This is a genomic window from Pseudomonas lactucae (assembly GCF_016937615.1).
Classification (GTDB): Bacteria; Pseudomonadota; Gammaproteobacteria; order Pseudomonadales; family Pseudomonadaceae; genus Aquipseudomonas; species Aquipseudomonas lactucae.
In genome coordinates, this window is record NZ_JAFHKI010000036.1 from 34481 (window position 1) to 52293 (window position 17813).

9 protein-coding genes are annotated in these 17813 nt (G+C 60.2%); 6 read left to right on the top strand and 3 right to left on the bottom strand.

Annotated features, from left to right (window positions below; translation table 11 throughout):
- Nucleotides 1-102 precede the first annotated feature (102 nt).
- Nucleotides 103-3684, top strand: a complete 3582-nt coding sequence (locus tag JWR98_RS07765) for a dermonecrotic toxin domain-containing protein (RefSeq protein ID WP_205489672.1) — start codon at nt 103-105, stop codon at nt 3682-3684.
- 5 nt (nt 3685-3689) lie between these two features.
- On the top strand, nt 3690-5216 hold the full coding sequence (locus tag JWR98_RS07770) for an NEL-type E3 ubiquitin ligase domain-containing protein (RefSeq protein WP_205489674.1): 1527 nt from the start codon (nt 3690-3692) through the stop codon (nt 5214-5216).
- Here the strand turns inward: JWR98_RS07770 and JWR98_RS07775 are convergent.
- Nucleotides 5174-6427 (bottom strand): hypothetical protein, encoded by a 1254-nt coding sequence (locus JWR98_RS07775; RefSeq protein ID WP_078731751.1) that lies wholly within the window; start codon nt 6425-6427, stop codon nt 5174-5176. The genes JWR98_RS07770 and JWR98_RS07775 overlap by 43 nt on opposite strands.
- 301 nt (nt 6428-6728) lie before the next feature.
- Between JWR98_RS07775 and JWR98_RS07780 the strand changes: the two genes are divergently transcribed.
- Together JWR98_RS07780 and JWR98_RS07785 are read left to right on the top strand one after the other, a co-directional pair.
- Nucleotides 6729-7289: a PadR family transcriptional regulator gene (locus JWR98_RS07780; protein WP_078731750.1), complete on the top strand. Its 561-nt coding sequence runs from the start codon at nt 6729-6731 to the stop codon at nt 7287-7289.
- A gap of 5 nt (nt 7290-7294) precedes the next feature.
- A complete protein-coding gene (locus JWR98_RS07785) occupies nt 7295-8071 on the top strand; it encodes a siderophore-interacting protein (RefSeq protein WP_078731749.1) in 777 nt (258 codons plus the stop codon).
- Between the two features lie 45 nt (nt 8072-8116).
- Here JWR98_RS07785 and JWR98_RS07790 read toward each other — a convergent pair whose 3' ends face one another.
- Nucleotides 8117-8740 carry a Pr6Pr family membrane protein gene (locus JWR98_RS07790; protein WP_205489676.1) on the bottom strand — a complete coding sequence of 208 codons (624 nt, stop codon included), beginning with the start codon at nt 8738-8740 and terminating at the stop codon, nt 8117-8119.
- Between the two features lie 4 nt (nt 8741-8744).
- Nucleotides 8745-8978, bottom strand: coding sequence for a VF530 family protein (locus JWR98_RS07795; protein WP_078731747.1), 234 nt, complete (start codon nt 8976-8978; stop codon nt 8745-8747).
- Nucleotides 8979-9156: 178 nt separating this feature from the next.
- Between JWR98_RS07795 and JWR98_RS07800 the strand changes: the two genes are divergently transcribed.
- Nucleotides 9157-14931 carry a membrane-targeted effector domain-containing toxin gene (locus tag JWR98_RS07800; RefSeq protein ID WP_205489678.1) on the top strand — a complete coding sequence of 1925 codons (5775 nt, stop codon included), beginning with the start codon at nt 9157-9159 and terminating at the stop codon, nt 14929-14931.
- A 375-nt stretch (nt 14932-15306) separates the two neighbouring features.
- Nucleotides 15307-17718 (top strand): glucose/quinate/shikimate family membrane-bound PQQ-dependent dehydrogenase, encoded by a 2412-nt coding sequence (locus JWR98_RS07805; protein WP_205489680.1) that lies wholly within the window; start codon nt 15307-15309, stop codon nt 17716-17718.
- Nucleotides 17719-17813: the final 95 nt, after the last annotated feature.

Here is a 17813-nt window from a genome sequence, read left to right on the forward strand (position 1 = left end):
TTAATCTATAAGTCTATGTTTATAAAACAGTATTTCAAACTTAAAGCGCGGTCTCCGCGCGTCTAGACTGCCTGTTCATTCCCTGCACAAGGCAACTCGATCATGACAGCTGAACCTGCCATGCCCGCCACCCCACTCGCGCATTTCACGTTGATCAAAGAGGCACTGCCGACGTGGATAACCCAAGCCTCAGCGGCGCGCATGGCGGTGCTGGGGCGCGCAGACAAAACCCTCCCCGAGGCCTTTGAATCAACGTCGACCGACGCTCGGCAACGCTTGAAAAGTGCCGTCGCCGCACAATGGACCGCGCAGAATGCGGTCGATAAACACCTGCGGCACCTGCAAGACGCCGAGGCTTTCGCCGAGCCGCTGTTAAAACAGGCACTGCTCGAGCGATACGGCCTTGATGAGGATGTGCGTGAGACCCATCTGAGGTTGTACGCACCGGCCAACCTGCCGTGGTGGGCGCATGACGTCACCGCAGGTGTGAGCAGCAGAACCGTGTCGCTGCTGCACGCCGCGCTGCACAACTTCGCCGCCTCGGAGACCTTCACCGCCGACTCGGCGTTCATTACCCGCCCTGACACCCAGGGCCTGTTCGACATCAAACACATCAAGCATCGAATCACGATAGGTCAATTCAAGAGCCTGGTACGTGAACTCGATATTGGCCGCCGTTACCAACAGCATCTCGAAGAACAGCTGGGTTTTAATCAGCCGCTGGCCAAGGCGGTGCTCCAGGCCAGGGTCATCCGCCACAGCAAGGCTGCGTTCAAGACGGCCGTACAAAGCGCGCTGATGCTGGAACAGATCGACATGAGCACCCACGACCTGATGCTGCGCCTGGTCGAAAATCACCAGGGGCTGCTGCTCAACGGCGCGCCGCTGTGCTGTCACGATCTGACATTGATGGACACCCCACTGACCGGCATCGTGGTCATTGCCGCGGACCTGAATCAAGGCCGCCAGCCGCGGCCCGTCCTGGTCTACGTACCCGACGATCCGGAGCATCCGCTCAAGCACTATCCTGACGGCGCGTCCTTTGTAAAAGAGCTGACCCGCCAACTGCGCCAGCCCGCCTACCAACGCTTTTTCTGTCGCTTCGTACCTCAGGCCCAACGCGGGCTGTTCCTGGCCCGACTCCATGAACGCCTGAGTCACGTCACCTGGCAACCCACCCGCGCGCGCGACCCGTTACCCAGCTGGCGTGAGGCGCCAGTGGACAAGCCCCACCTGCAGATCGGCACACGCCGGGTGCAGGCCGATCTGTGGGACCACCTCTACCAGCATCAACTGGACAAGATCCTTAATGACGCCCGCGAGATCGCCGTGTCCACGGCCTATGCCGACCGCATGGCGCGCTGGGCCTGGTGGGACAACCTGGAACATATCCTGACCGATGTATTGAACGCCGCCTTGCTGGTCGCCACGCCGTTCATGCCGGTGCTGGGCCAGTTGATGCTCGCCTACAGCGCCTGGCAACTCGCCGACGAGGTCTTCGAAGGCCTGCTGGACTGGACGCAGGGACGCCGTGTAGATGCCATCGAACATGTTGTGGGTATCGCGCAGAGCGTGGTGCAACTGGGGATCTTCGGCGCCGGTGCGTCGTTGGGAGCGCTGGCCAGGGTGAAAGCCTCGGCCTTTGTCGAGGGGTTGAAACCGGTGCAATTGGCCGATGGACGCCAACGCCTGTGGCACCCCGACCTTGCGCCCTACCGACAACCCGAGCTGGCGCCGGTCGCCGGTGCCAAGCCTGACGCCGAAGGGTTTCATCAGCGGCAGGAGCAGAAAATCATGCGCCTGGACAGCCATCACTACGCTGTTTCCCAAGACCCACACACCAGCCAGTATCGCATCCTCCACCCCAAGCGGCCCGACGCCTATCAGCCCGAGGTCTTCAGCAACGGCGCCGGTACGCTGGTGCATGAAGGCGAGGCGCCCATGACCTGGGACAGCACCCGCCTGATGCAGCGCCTCACGCCCACCACTGCCGACCTTACGCCCGCCGAACTGGCGCGCATTCGCGATATCAGCGGTACCGCGACCGAAGAGTTGCAGCGCATTTATGTGGAATGCACCGCGCTGCCGCCCCTGCTCGCCGATACCCTGGAACGTTTTGAACTGCGCCGCGCAGTCGAAGGTTTCGGCGACCTGGTGCGCAAGGGCACGCCAACCGGCGAGACGGACGACTGGACTGCGCAATCGCTCACGGAACTGCCGGGATGGCCGGTCGAGCGGGCCATTGAGGTGTTCGACGCGGCGGACCTGAGCGGTGCCTCCATGAAATACGGCGACCGCGAGGCGGGGGCCGCGCAAACCTTGAGGATCAGCCGGCAGGCCGTGCAGGCCGGGCAATTGCCGGAACAGATTGTGGGTTATCTAAGTGAGGGGGAGCTTGAGGGATTGCTCGGCGCGCCCTTGCCCGCCGCCCCGGCAAGGGAGCAGGCGTTACGCAATCGCCTGGGTGACTATCTCGATACACAACAAGCCGCGATTTTCGAACACCGCTATCGTCTCGCGTACGCGTCTGATGACACGAGCGCCCGCCTGGTGCAGCAAACATGCCCGCAACTGCCCGACGCGTTGGTGCAACGCTTGCTCAGCCGCGCCCGCCCTGAAGAACGCCGCGTGATAACCGAGGAACAACGTCTGCCGCTGCGCCTCAAGCGCCAGGCCCAAGCGCTGCAACTGGAAGTGCAGGCCACCCACGCCTATGAAGGTCTCTACCCGGACGTACCGCTCGGCGCCGATACCGAACGGCTGTTGCTCAATGCCTTGCGGCTTTACACCGACACCTTCGCCAACCTGCGTATCAGCGTGCATGAACACACGCCAACCGGCCGCCTGCGTTGCAGCGTCGGGCCAGAGGATGCGGGCATTTCCAAGGTGCTGCTGCGGATCGCGAATGACCGCTATACGTTGCCCGATGCACGTGAGCGCACCTTCGATCTGTACGAAGCCACACTGCGCCTGTTACCCGACACCCACCTCAACGTCCTTGGCTACCGGCCCGGCCAGGGCGCGGCGCTCAAGCAATGGCTGCTGGCCAAATTGCTACCGCCCGCTGCGCGCAGGGTCGCGCTGGCGCAACCACCCCTCGCGCCGGTGATACAGCGCGAAACCCTGCACCTGTTGAAGTGGCCTGACTTCAGGGCGCTGCGGCAATTGTTCGGCCTGGGACGCTCGGTCGAGGCGCGGATTGCGCGTCTCTATCCCAGGATGACCGACGAGGAGGTGCGCAGTGTCGCCACGCTGATGGATACCCCGCAAGGGCTGAGCACCCTGGAGGCGTTCGAGAACGAAAAAAACCGGCTGGCGCAGGACCTGCACACCTGGCTGCTCACGCCCACCGCGTCGGCAGACCGCGCGCTGGCCGATCAGGAGCGCTTGTACCGAATAAATGTCGGCGCGGTTCTGCGCGATTGCTGGGAACAACGGCCCCAGGACTATCGCAGCGAATACGGCGACCCGTTGTTTGGCCGCGCCCTGGATTTCAGTGGCTATGCCCTACAGGGCGCCCTCAAGGATTTCCCCAGGCTTCGCGCGGACTTCGGGCATGTGACCAGCCTCAATATGACGGGCGCGGCGATGCTCGACAGTGATGCGATTTTTTTGCATAACTTTCCCCAGTTGCGCACCCTGGACCTGACGGGTAACCGGCTCACCGAACTGCCGGCGCAGTGAGCCAGATGGCGCGCCTGAACGGTTTGAAACTGGGCGGCAACCCCATCCAGTGGACCGAACAAAGCCTGGCGCAGCTCAAGCAGTTTCAGCATTTGAAGATCCTGGTGCTCTCACACAACGCGCATCTGTTGCACGCGCCGGATATCAGCCGCATGCCGCTCTTGCAAATGTTGATGCTCGATAACACGGGGATCGGCAATTGGCCGTCGGGGTTGTTCGAACTCCCGCGCCCCGCGACCTTTGTCCTCGACCTGCGCAATACCGCTGTCCGCCAACTGCCCCTGGTCGAGCCCGGCTCGTGGCAGGCGGAACTGGTGGTGCGCACGCGCCTGGATCGACAGCGACTTGATTTCGACAGCGAAAACCTGATGGTCGATCTCAGGCGGGCCGCCGGGCTGGACCCCTGGCGCACCTATCCGGCGAGGGGCGAAATCGACAGCGCGTTCTGGCTGGAAAATCGTCGAGGTGCCCGCCGAGAACACTTGCAACGCCTCTGGGATGATCTGGAGGGCGAACAGGGTTCCCAGGGCTTTTTTGAAGTCATCCGAAGCTTGCAAGTCGAGGGCGTCACCTTCCAGACGCCTGAGGACGCCGGTCGTTACCAGCTCAACCGCACGCAGTTGAGCCTGAATGTCTGGCGCATGCTGCAAGCCATGCACAGCGACGATGGATTGCGCGAACGTCTGTTCCTGATGGCCAGGGAACCGTTCAATTGCGCCGACGCCGGTGCCGAAATTTTCAACGCGATGGGCATCGAAGTGTTGGTATTCGAAGCGTATCGCGACGCGTCGCTCAGCACCTTGGGCCCGGCGCTGGCCCGGCTGGCCAGACAGAAAGCACGGCTGCACCAGGTCAACCGCATCGCCCAGGCCGATGTAAAGCACCGGCTCGCGCCGTTGGATGCCGGCGGACTGGGCCTGCGCCTGAACACCGAGCTGCTCGAAGGACAGCGCGGCACGGTCGATGAAGTGGAGGTTTACGTTGCTTATCAGACGGGGCTCAAAGAACGCCTCGACCTGCCCTGGCTCTCAAGCCACATGGCCTACCGAACCACCTCCGGGGTCAGCGCCGAGCAACTGAAAACAGCCGGCGACAGTGTATTGGAACTCGAACAAGGCGATGGGCTGGTGAACCAGATGCTCGAACAGGATTTTTGGAACAACTACTTGATGGACACCTACCCACAAGCGTTTCGGGACAATCAATGCCTGCATCGCGACAGCACTGCCGGGGTCGACGATTTGCGCTCGGCCCAGGACGACTGGGCACATTACCTGCAGCGACCGGCTGTTCAACAAGACTCGGCCACGAGTGAGCAACTGCGCCAACAGCTGACCGCTCTCGCCGATAAAATGGGCGTGCCGCACAGTGTGGTGCTGACCGGCGAGCCCATGAGCGATGCCATCTACCTGCGCATCTTCGGCGACAGTTTCTACGATGAAAGCGAGTTGGGACGGCGGCTGACCCGTAGCGTGCTGGGCCAGGAAACTCAGACCTCCGAGTCCCAGATCACGGTGACATTCCCGGCGTAGGTGCGTGAGCTGGTACCGAGCATTTCCTCGACATGCTCTCGCGCAATCTCAAAATGCAGGGTGGCCGGCTTGCGCTCCACATAGAAGCCCGGCTGGAACAGTTCGGTGCCAATGCCATCGAGTCGCAGCGGGCGCCGGCTGACGGTTTGCCCCTCTGCGTCGGTCAGGCCATGGGGCAGGCTTACGCTGATATTGACCGGTACGGCATGGCCCACGTTGGGCTCCCACAACATGCAGGTGTTGGCGTTGGCGCCGTACTGGCATTCAAGCGCCATCTTGAAGCGTGAAGACGCGTAAAGATGGAAGGTCTGGTCGCGAAACAGCCGCGTCGGTTTGCGCCCCTGGCTCAACCAGGCTTGCCAGCCACCCTGCGGGATCAGCTCGACACGGTTGCCGCCGGGAGGCACTTCGATCTTAAGGGTGTGCTGGACTTCAAGGTTGAAGTTCAATGTAAGGGCCGAGTCGTTGGCGACCATGACATCGCCCATGTCGAAATCTTGCCCGGGGCCGATGCTGTAGGTCAGCGAGCCGACATAATTTCCGGTCGACATTTGCAGCGGATTGGGCGTGCGCAAAGCGTAGGCGAACAATAATTGCCCGGCACCTGCGTAGTTATAATCAAAAGCTTGCGGAATATCGAAGCGGGCCTTTTTTGCACAGGTGTAGTCGCCCTCGGGCGTTATCCAGAAAAAATTCTGCCCCCGCCCTGAATAGCTGTTCCACCCGGTATAGATACAAGGAGACGGTGCCGCCCAGCCCCACGATCCACCCACCCATAAACTGGCGTGGTTGCCACCTTCGGTGATCTCCGACACCAGCTTTGGAAGGATATAAGTGCTGCCGATACCCGCGATGCGAACCTCAAGCGACGACGTTTCGCCGGTTTCGGTATTGGTCACCTGCAGCGTTCTCCAGTTCGACGGCACCTTGAACATGGCGCCCTGGCGTGGAGACTCATGGTTGGCCAGGATCGGCGCATTGGATCGAAACGTGATCGGCACCGACAGGCTGTGAATGCCCAATCGCTCGCAATACGCCGGAAAGGTGCCACAGAATGCGCGATTGCCTGTGGTGTTCTTGAATTCGTTTCTGTGCGGGTTCGCCGAATCGGGCGCAAACACCGCGGTAATATCCAGGCTTGCCGCGTTGGCGGCAGGCATGGGCGCCAGCCCCCACACCACCGCCCACAATGCCATCACCCAACGTCTCATTCTCGCCACCTCGCCTATTGAATCAAGCCAGCCCCTGGATTTGAGCAGGACGCTGCCGCCAGAGACTTCAAATCCGCCGAATGATCGACTGTTTCGTCGCGCAAATAAGCAAGGCCCTTCCTGGAAGCCCGTAGTCACTTCGCCCTATGTCAAAGTAAAAAATGACAGGCTTTTCAGAAATTCAATCAGCGACTGCCAGAAATTTCCTACCCAGAGCCGTTCATCACCCAAATAAAAAAACAGCTGCGAAACATAAAGATATATCTTAAGTTATATCTTTAAACACACACGGAGAACGCAGATGAGAGACCACCGTCCCCGTGATCATGCCGATCACGACAGCTTCGACAGACGCCCACCCGGTCGCGAACGCGGCGGCCGTGGCCCGCGCGTATTCGCCCCCGGCGACCTGAAATTACTGCTATTGGCCTTGATCGCCGAGCAACCGTGCCATGGCTACGACCTGATCCGCCGCATCGAAACTATGTTCGATGGTGCCTACAGCCCCAGCCCCGGCGTGATCTACCCGACCCTGACGTTTCTTGAAGAGAGCGAAATGATCAGCGGCGATGCCGATGCCGGCAAAAAACGCTACAGCGTGACCGACGCCGGACGTTTATCCCTTGAGGACCAGGCCGTGGCGCTGGAGGGCGTGCGCATGCGCATCGAGGTGAGCAAGCGCTCGCTGCGCGGGCATGACCGCCCGGCGCAAATCCATGAGGCCGTGCATAACCTGCGCCATGCCTTGCAGTTGCATCACGGGCGCTGGAGCGCGGAAGAAATCCTGCGCGTGAGCACCCTGCTCAACGACACCGCCAAGGCCATTGTCGACGGCCCCCTCGCGCAATCCCTACCGGAGTAAGCCGAATGAACACATCAAGCACATTGGGAATCCACCGCGTTACCCACGAAATCAAGCGCCGCCGCCTGGACGTGCTGCGGGTGGTCGACATCACCCCGCGCATGCGCCGCATCACCCTGGGCGGGCCACAACTGGCAGGCTTCGTCAGCCTGGGCAGTGACGACCACATCAAGCTGCTGTTCCCACAGACCGCCGCGCAACAGGCCGCGCTGGAAAGCCCGACGTTCGATATCAAGACCGATGGTGCGCAATTGGCAATGCGCGACTACACCCCGCGCCGGTTCGACCTAGCGGTCTTGGAACTGGACATCGACTTTGTGTTGCACGGCGATGGCCCTGCCGCCACCTGGGCAGCGCAGGCCACAGTCGGCCAGCATCTGTACATCGGCGGCCCGCGCGGCTCGATGATCGTGCCGGACATCTTCGACAGCTACCTTCTGATTGGCGATGAAACCGCGCTGCCGGCCATCGGTCGACGCCTGGAAGAACTGCCGGCGGGACGCAAGGTGTTGGCGGTGATTGAAATCGCGAACGCGGCGGAACAACAGGCGCTGCACAGCGCGGCCGATATCGAGGTGATCTGGGTGGTCCGCGGCCAGGATGACCTGCTCGATATGGTGCGCAACCTGAGGTTGCCAGGCGGCAAGCTGTACAGCTTCATCGCCACCGAGACCAAATTGTCACGTCAGCTACGCCGCGTGCTGCTGGATACGCACCAGATTGACGAAGCGTTCCTCAAGGCCGTCGGCTACTGGCGCGCCGAGGGCAGTGGCGAGGAGTAAACCTCAACGCGATCGATGTGGGGGCCGGCAAGCCAGCTCCCTGTTTTACCGCGCTCGTTTTAGTCGTTTATCCAGACCTATCACCAGCAACGCGACGAATACAAACCCCGCCAATATCCCCCCGGCATTCACGAACACCTGTGGATAACCCAGGGTGCCGACGTCAATGAACGGGTACTGATATTGCCCAAGCAGATCCCCGCGCAGCAGCGCATAGCCGAAGTACACCAGTGGATAAATCACCCACAGGCCAATGTATTTCACGCGCAATGTCCCCTTGGGCACGCAGCGCCACCAGTAGATGAAGAACAGCACCGGCATCACGTCGTGCAGCAGTTCGTCGGCGATGAACTGCCAGCCCTCGGGCTGCCACAAATGCCGCAGCAACAGGTTGTACGCCAGGCCCACCACCACGATGCTCACCGCGATCGCGCTGCTGACCTTCGGTGCAAGGAAAAACCGCTGCGCCGCCGAGTGTCGATTGACCAGGGCATAGCTCAACACCACAACCGCCAGGGTATTGGTAAGCACGGTGAAGAAACTGAAAAAATTGATCAACCCGCCCAACAGGCTCGCGCCACTGGTCCAGCGCGAATAAAGAATCAGGTACTGCTGGATCGCCAAGCCACTCCAACCGGCGAGTGCCGCCGCTGCAATAAAGCGCTTCATTGACTCAGTCCAGCGGGCGTTTGGTGCGCATCAGCTTGACGTACAACCCTTCGACTTTCTCCCGCGCCCACGGCGTCTTGCGCAGGAACGTCAGGCTCGACTTGATGCTCGGGTCGCTCTTGAAACAGCGGATATCGATGCGCTCGGCGAGGCCTTCCCATTTGTAGTGTTCCACCAGCGTGGTGAGGACGTGTTGCAGGGTCACGCCATGGAGGGGATCTTGCGCTTGAGCGGTCATACCAGGCCTTTTTTGCCAAAGGAAAAATAACAAGCTGCGCACCTTAGCCGAGGGCGTCGGTGGGTGGAAGCGCCACCTATCACTGACGGCGCACAAACCTGCCGGCGCCCTATAAATGTGTAGCACCTCTGCGCACACACGGTCGACACAATCATTTCTTTAAGACAAGGAATGTGCCATGACCACTTCAAGTAACACGTCCTTTTTTTTCGAGCAGCTAAAGACCAGCCTTAACCAGATCGCCCAATCGACGGGGCTTTTGGAGAACAATGGCCATGCCATGGAAAGCCTGCCCCCGGAGCTCGGCCGGCTGAAGCGATACAACGAGCAATTGCTATTGGATAACCGTCAGGTTGCGAGCGCGGCAAAACTGACCTACCAGAATTTGGCCGGCCTCAATTTGAAGGGCGCAGCAGGGACATTACTCAGGGAGAGCACTCACACGGCGCTCAACGCCAGGCTGGCCTACCTTGAGCAACAGGCGGAGTTACAGCACAAACCTCGCAAAAATCGCCTCATGGACATAGCCGTCGAAGCGCTGCTGGACGAGGCAAAACTGAAAGTCAAAAACAGTCTGCTGGCTCCCAGCGACCAGGCGCTCGTCGAACGCACCGTGGGCTTTCTGCCGCCCGCGTCAAGGCCGGGCACGTATGCCCTGACGTTTGAATACCGCGCGCAGAACATCGAGTTTGCCGGAGCCTTTGTTCTGACCACTCTGCGCGAACCGGTCCGCTCACTGGCCACCGATGTCGATGTCGGCCCGGTGCTCCTGTTCACGCCGACCCGAGGCTTGGAGTCGTTCGATTCGCTCAGGCATCTGGACGAGACGTTGCTGCAGTGCATGCAATCCCTCTCTTCACGCAACGAAGTGCTGGGGTGCCTGCCGCGCCAGTATCAACACCTGCACACCGCCGCCATCTGGCCAATCGAGCTGTCGGCGATCGGACCAGGGACGGTGACCGAACACACCTATAACGCCCTGCACGCCAAACGGACGCAGGACATCGCGTATGCACTGAGCAGCGAGCGAACCCCTGAGTTGTCCCCTCGGCAACTGGTCGATGAACTCGATAGGGCGCTGGCCGCCTGCCAACTGGACCTGAGCTTACGCTTGGACCTGTACACCAGAAGTCTGCAGGAGCGAACGCTGCTCCTCGCGGCACCGGACTGGTATCGCAGTGCCACTGCCGCACAACGCCAGCAGCTGGCGCGTCATTTCAGCGAGTACGAAGCCAGTCATCAGGAAACCCAGGCGCTGTTCGGCAAGGGTGTCTCCCCGCAAGCGTGCGCACGCCTGCAACTGCTCGAACGGCTGGAACGAGATCATGATTATGACGACCTGCACCCCGATCAACTGATCATTACTACCCGCCGCCAAGTGGCGGGGGTCGGCACCTATCAGGATTCGCACACGCTGGTGGAACTGGTCCTGCGAGGGTTGCATGTCGACGACGACAAACCGGGGTCGGATTTCCTCAACCACAGCGTACTGTCCTACCAGGGCCAGTCGCTGCCGCAACAGTACGAAGACCTGTCAATCCGCTACCTGATCGACCTGACCCGGTCTCTGAGCCCACGCCTTGATTTTGCTGAAGAACAGCGCAGGGCGCACAGTCAGCCGGCGTTGAAACAGGCCCTGCAAACGACGCTGGACCGCCGTACCGAGACCTCGAATTATCTGGCGCTGTTGCATGGGCACATCACCGCCGATGAGCATGAATGGCTTCGCGGCCGCCAGCAAAACGATCAAACCCTGAAAGCCAAAACCGTGAAGGTCCATGGCGCGCAACTCAAGGACGTCATGGTGCTCTGCCGCACCGACGCGCAAGGCGAAATCACTCGGGTGTTGCTCTACACGCCGGGCGCACCGCGCGACGAACAACTCAAGGGTTTCAACAGCGAACAGGCGTGTAAGGACCACATCTACGTCTGGTTTCCAGCTCCGGGGATGCCCGGACCCTACCCTATGGCCGACTACCTGTTCGAGCAGGTCCTGTCCAGATTCCGCCAATCACTGAAAAAAGCCCTGCATCATTACGTCCAAAGTCATACCCAACCTGACGACATCATCACCTTCGAAACAATGTCGAGCTATGCCGATTGCCTGAATCACATGGTCGACTTCATGCTGGTGACGCAGGAGGAAGAAGAAACCCTGACAACCCCGTCCTGGTTGCGAAGCTGCTCATCCGCTGATCGGCAGTTACGCCTGACGCTGGCGGACGACGCACATGGCGCCGAGCAGACCTACCAGAACGCGTTCAAGGAACACACTCGGTTCCCGGACTTCGACAGCTTTTTGCTGACCACGGCAAAAACTCACCTGAATGCCTTGCTGGGTAATCCCGCAGGCGACGTCGACCCAAGGGATGTGTGGTTCTACCCCTCCCGAAGACCCACCGATCTGTTGGCCGACATAAAGAGTTTCTCGTACCTGGAGCTATTTCGAGACGGGTATGACGCATTTGGCCTGAAGCACCTGATCCCCCTCTACCACGCCTTCGACGCCATCAATAGAAACACCGTGATCAAAGCGCCAGCAGGCGTCGACCTCAAGGGCCTGACGCTTGATAAAGCCGTGGAGTCAGCAAAAGGCATTTGGATCGGCGAACGTTATGTCGAGGCCATCAAGCACTTGTTGATCAACCCCAACGATCCCCGCTACAGCGAGCGACGCACAGCGGTGCTGAGCGTTCAGCAATTGCAAATGAAAAGCTGCGCCTTGGAAAGCCGCCTATGCGGCCATATAGCGACGGCCGAGCAGCGCTGGCTGGTGCAAAGCATCGAAAGCCTGGGAGACAACTCCCCTGCCACACGTCAGCGCTTTAAAATCTACCCGTTACAAATCGACAGCCATGTTATCGATGGCTGCTACGTGTTCACCTACCCGAATGAATACACGTTGCTCTATACCCCCAACGCTCCGGACGGCATCGCCTTCAGGCGGGCCAAATTGTTCAATTACATGTTGAAAAACATCAGTGGGATAATCGATTACTACTGCGCGCGTTGCCTGCTGCGCAATCAGTTGGCATTGCGTAACTTCCTGGAGTCCTCCAAAGGCAGTCTTCCTGCTCAGGACCCGACCACGCCCGGTCGCCCTTTGTATGACGCGCCGGAACACGCAGGCACGGCATTGCCGTTGTTGAACGAGCCGACCTTCGCGTTTTACAACAACAAACTCCAGTTCATCATCGACAATGTCAAAGCCACGACCACCAGCCGTCTCGACGCGGTGATGAATGTGATCTGGTCCTGCGTCGATGTGCTGGAAATCGTGCTCGCCGTGGTGACCATCCCGTTTCCACCGCTGAGCCTGGCGGTTGGCGCGGCATTCATGTTCAAGGACGCGATGCTGGCGCTGATCGCCTACACCCAGGGTGATAAGGAAGCCGCGTTCGGCCATTACCTGGCCGCACTGGCGAATGCCGCGGGCGGATTGTTGACCGACCTCAAGCCTACCTTGAGGGCACTGGGGAAATTCAATAAGTTGCCCGCGCGACCTATTTTCCGAACCGTGGAAAACAGCAACCTTATAGACGCTGTCCAGCGACTCCAACCGCCGAACCCGGCACATCCGCGGCCTTCATTTGCCGCCGCCGATATGCAGCCGGTGGTTTACAACGGTGAGACATTCTGGGCATCACGCACAGCCGACCCCCTCGGTCGTTTTCTGTTGTACCGGTACGATGCCGTCACCCAGTCGCTACAGTCCACGGCGCGGCTGGTGAACAAGAACGTCGAGGGTAAATGGGTTCGTTCAGGCGCCAGGGGTGGGGCTCCCACCAGACCGACCGTTGCAGACACTCCTCTTGATCGTTACGAAATGCCCGAGCAGCATCGCAGGAAGATGACCCAGGTCCTGAACCCCAACTACAAAAGAGATCTGACCCAGTACTCAGAAGCGCTTGACCTTAATATCGCGCCATCGCTCGTCAGGGAAGAAATAGAATCACTGCGCCCCGTGCGTGAACGCTACCTGCTCCAGGTAGACCAGCTCACCCGCGATGCCAACCAGTACTTTAGGGACCTAGAGCCTCTCATCCCAAGAGCGGACGTGCTCACCGTTGAACCTTCAGCGTCCCATGCTTCTATCATCGAGCAGCTTTTCAAGGAGTCAAACGGCCTGGTGATCGGCGAAACGCACCACTCGATCGCAAGTAAGAAATTTTTGATCGACAACATGCCGACCCTCAGCCGACAAGGGGTCAAAACACTCTATGTGGAACATCTGCCTCGGGACGTGTTCCAGGGCAAGCTCGACCAATACAACACCACAGGGGCTTCCCGTAATGTCACCGACCAGTTGAACGCGGTAGATGAGCGTTTGGCCTTGGGCAAGCACACCAAATACAGCTACAGCAGATTGTTGACTGCCGCACGTGCCCAGAAGATTCAAGTCAAAGGCTTGGACGCATCCACCAGTTATGACCTGGACGGCGCGCTGGAACTGCCCGATACCCCCTCATTTTCCCATCGTTCCAACACCCTCACCAATTTCTATTCGCACAAGGTGATTGGCATCGATACCGCACAAAAAACCGATGAGCGATGGATAGCACTTGTAGAGCAAAAACGCACGAACACCTACCACGGCGTGCCCGGGATCGCTGATCTGGAAAAAACCGCAAGCCTGCGCATCGTTGACGTTCCGACCGGCGACCCCGTTAGCATCGGTCCAGACATTGCCGGCGACATTGCGGGAGACCCGCTGGCCAAGGCCGACTTCCGCCTCAAGCTTGAGAGTGACTACAAAAAGCCTGAAGAGCCTGGTCCCTCGACGGCTCTCCCCATCTCGGCCCAGAGCTATAGCCAATTTGACCTGCCCGCGCAATACGCTGTCATCTACCGAGAACAAATGGCCTGGCCAATCGGCAAGAGAACCTTCTTCGCTACGGCTTACATTGAAACCGTTGCGCCTAAAAGCCAGGCGCAGAATGCGTTCAAGATAAGCCGGACCAAACTGGGGACAGAGGCAGAAGCGTTCTTCAAAACCTTCATTCCCGCACCACGTACCGCTCTGGAAGGGGTGCGGGACACCATCACCCAGACCGAATTCATTGATGCGGTCTTCAGTAAAACCAACGGCCTTGTCGTCGGTGAAAGCCATGCGGCAACGTCCAGCAAACGCTTCCTGATGGACAATATGAAGCACTTGGCCAAGACGTCCGGCGTCAAGACGTTGTATCTGGAACATCTGACAACCGATCTTCATCAAGCATCACTGGACACGTTGCTCCAAACGGGAAGCATGTCCAAACCCTTGAAAGAGTATTTGAAATCTCTGGATGTCGGTCATGGCGTGCCGGCAGGCAGTCGATACTCCTTCAGAACACTGGTGGAGCGCGCCAATAAATACGGGATCAGGGTCAGGGCGATTGATTGCGTGGCCAGTTTGCGCCAGGACGGGAGCCCATACTCCCGCACCGAAGTCATGAACTATTTCGCAATGCGCACCATCCAGGCCGACCAGGTAAAACACGGTGCCCACCGCTGGGTCTCGCTGGTAGGTAGCGCACATACCAATTGGTTCCAAGGCACACCCGGCATGGTCGACCTGATGGACGTTGTCAGTCTGCACGTGCGCGATGTCGCGCCAGTACAAGCCAAAGGCATCTCACGGGCCAGCCGTGAACTGCATCCCGAAGGCTCTACATTAGACGCTGACTTCCGGCTGGACATCGCCACACCAGGGCACACTCCCGAGCCGGCTTTCGTCGCGTTCGACAGGACGCGTCTGCGTAACATTGGCGATTACGCGGTGGAACAGACGTCGCCGACCGACGTGCGTATCCTGCATCACTCCAACTCCGGCGAGATCCTGGAAACTGCGGTGCAGTTCGATGACAAAGGCTTTTTATTCATTGACCGCTGGAATCTCAAAGAGCACCGGGCCCGCACGCTGGCCTATCTCCTGGCAGCTCTTCCTCGGGGGATGAAACGCGTGAACTGAGTTCGCTTGCCAAAAAGCCTCGCACTGTCAATGGCAGGCGAGGCTTCGAGCGACGTTTTGTCACTGTTACCAGATCGGAAATGATGCATATCGCGATTGACCCTTTCTCTCGCCGCCCACTCCCTTTATCCTTCGCAACAACCTGAAACGTTTCATCTCCCCCGGTCGACCCATCTTGCTGATTATTCCCGCCCACAAAGACAGCGCTGTCTTACACCCAACCGCGCCTGGGGATAAATCGCCGGCCTGTGGATAACCGAGCCGCTCCACGGAAAAACCCAAAATAACGCTGAACCAAGCCCGTGCCGAATCGTCATCTACAGTGAATGAAGCACGGAGTTACACCTTTATTCCAACGTCACGGAGAAACACACTATGAGCACTGATGGTGCTTCAAGCCCAAGCCGCCTGCTGCCCAGGCTGCTAGGCGTCTTGCTGCTGATCATGGGCCTGGCCCTGCTGGCTGGCGGTATCAAGCTGACAATGCTCGGCGGGTCGCTGTACTACCTGCTGGCCGGTATCGGCATCACCTTGACCGGCGTCCTGTTGCTGGCTACCCGCCGCGCGGCACTGGGCCTGTACGCACTCGTGCTGTTCGCCAGCACGGTGTGGGCACTGTGGGAGGTCGGCCTGGACTGGTGGCAGTTGGTGCCGCGTCTGGCACTGCTGTTCGCCCTGGGCATCGTCATGTTGCTGCCGTGGTTTCGCCGCCCGTTGCTGCGTGGCCAGCCTGCCCCGTTGGGCACCGGCGCGCTGAGCGTGGCGGTGGTGTTGGCCGGCGCTGCCGCCCTCGCCAGCCAGTTCACCAACCCCGGTGAGATCAAAGGCCAACTGGACCGCGACGCGGTACCGGGCATGGCCAATGCCGCGCCATCGCAGGCCGACGGCGACTGGAACTCCTACGGTCGTTCGTCCTTCGGTGATCGTTACTCGCCACTGGCGCAGATCACCCCGCAGAACGCGCACAAGCTGGTACCGGCGTGGACCTTCCGTACCGGCGACATCCCGGGCGCAGGCGATCCGGGCGAGACTACCGCGGAAAACACCCCGCTGAAAGTCAACGGCATGCTCTACGTGTGCACCCCGCACAGCCAAGTGATCGCGCTGGACCCGGACACCGGCAAGGAAATCTGGCGTTTCGACCCGAAGATCAGCACCCAGGGTGCCGAGAACTTCAAGGGCTGGGCGCACATGACCTGCCGTGGCGTGTCGTATCACGATGACGCCGCCTACGCCTCCGAACAGAGCCCGACCGGCAGCGCCAGCCCGGCCGCCGCGCCGAATGCCTGCCCTAAGCGTATCTTCGTGCCGACCGCCGACACCCGCCTGATCGCCCTGAACGCCGACACCGGCAAGATGTGCGAAGACTTCGGCGACAAAGGCCAGGTCGACCTGCGTGCCAATATCGGCAGCTTCGCCCCAGGCGGTTATTACTCCACTTCGCCACCGGCCGTGACGAAGAACCTGGTGGTAATCGGCGGTCACGTCACCGATAACGTCTCGGTCGACGAGCCAAGCGGCGTGATCCGTGCGTTCGACGTGCACACCGGCAAGCTGGTGTGGAACTGGGACAGCGGCAACCCGGACGACACCACACCGTTGGCCGAGGGCAAGACCTATACCCGCAACTCGCCGAACATGTGGTCCATGTTCGCCGTGGATGAAAAACTCGGCATGCTCTACCTGCCGATGGGCAACCAGATGCCCGACCAGTACGGCGGCGACCGTACCGACGATTCCGAAAAATACGCCGCCGGCCTGACCGCGCTGGACATCGACACCGGCCACGTGAAGTGGACGTTCCAGTTCACTCACCACGACCTGTGGGACATGGACGTGGGTGGCCAACCGTCGCTGATCGACATCAAGACCGACGCCGGCGTGAAGCAGGCGGTGATGGCGTCGACCAAGCAAGGCAGCATCTACGTGCTGGACCGCGCGACCGGCCAGCCGGTGGTGCCGATCCACGAAGTGGCGGTACCTCAAGGCGCAGTGGCGGGCGACCGCACCTCCCCGACGCAACCCAAGTCCGAGCTGAACTTCATGCCGCCGCCGCTCAAAGAGCGCGACATGTGGGGCGTGACACCGTTTGACCAGATGCTGTGCCGCATCGATTTCAAATCCATGCGCTACGACGGCGCGTTTACTCCGCCATCGCTGCAGGGTTCGATCGTGTACCCAGGCAACTTCGGCGTGTTCGACTGGGGCGGCATTTCCGTCGACCCGGTGCGTCAGATCGCGTTCGTGAACCCCAGCTTCATGGCGTTCAAATCGAAACTGATCCCGGCCGCCGACATCGCCAAGCAAGGCCCGCGCGTCAGCGAAACCCAAGGCGTGCAGCCGAACAAAGGCGCGCCGTACGGCGTGATCCTCGAAGCTTTGCTGTCGCCAATGGGCCTGCCGTGCCAGGCACCGGCGTGGGGTTATGTGGCGGCGGTCGACCTGACCACCCACAAAACCATCTGGATGCACAAGAACGGTACCGTGCGTGACAGCTCGCCGGTTCCGATCCCCCTGAGCATGGGCGTACCGAGCCTGGGCGGCACCTTCACCACCGCCGGTGGCGTGGCGTTCCTCAGCGGTACCCTCGACCAGTACCTGCGTGCCTACGACGTGAAAAACGGCAAGCAACTGTGGGAAGGCCGCCTGCCGGCCGGCGCGCAAACCACCCCGATGACCTACACCGGCAAGGACGGCAAGCAGTACGTGCTGGTCGTGGCCGGGGGTCATGGTTCCCTGGGCACCAAGCAGGGTGACTATGTGATGGCGTTCAAACTGCCGGATTAAGCAGGGCCGGCGGTAAACAAAGGCGCTACCCTCAACAGGTAGCCGCCTTTTTAATGGACGATGACGATCAAAATGTGGGAGGGGCTTGCCCCCTC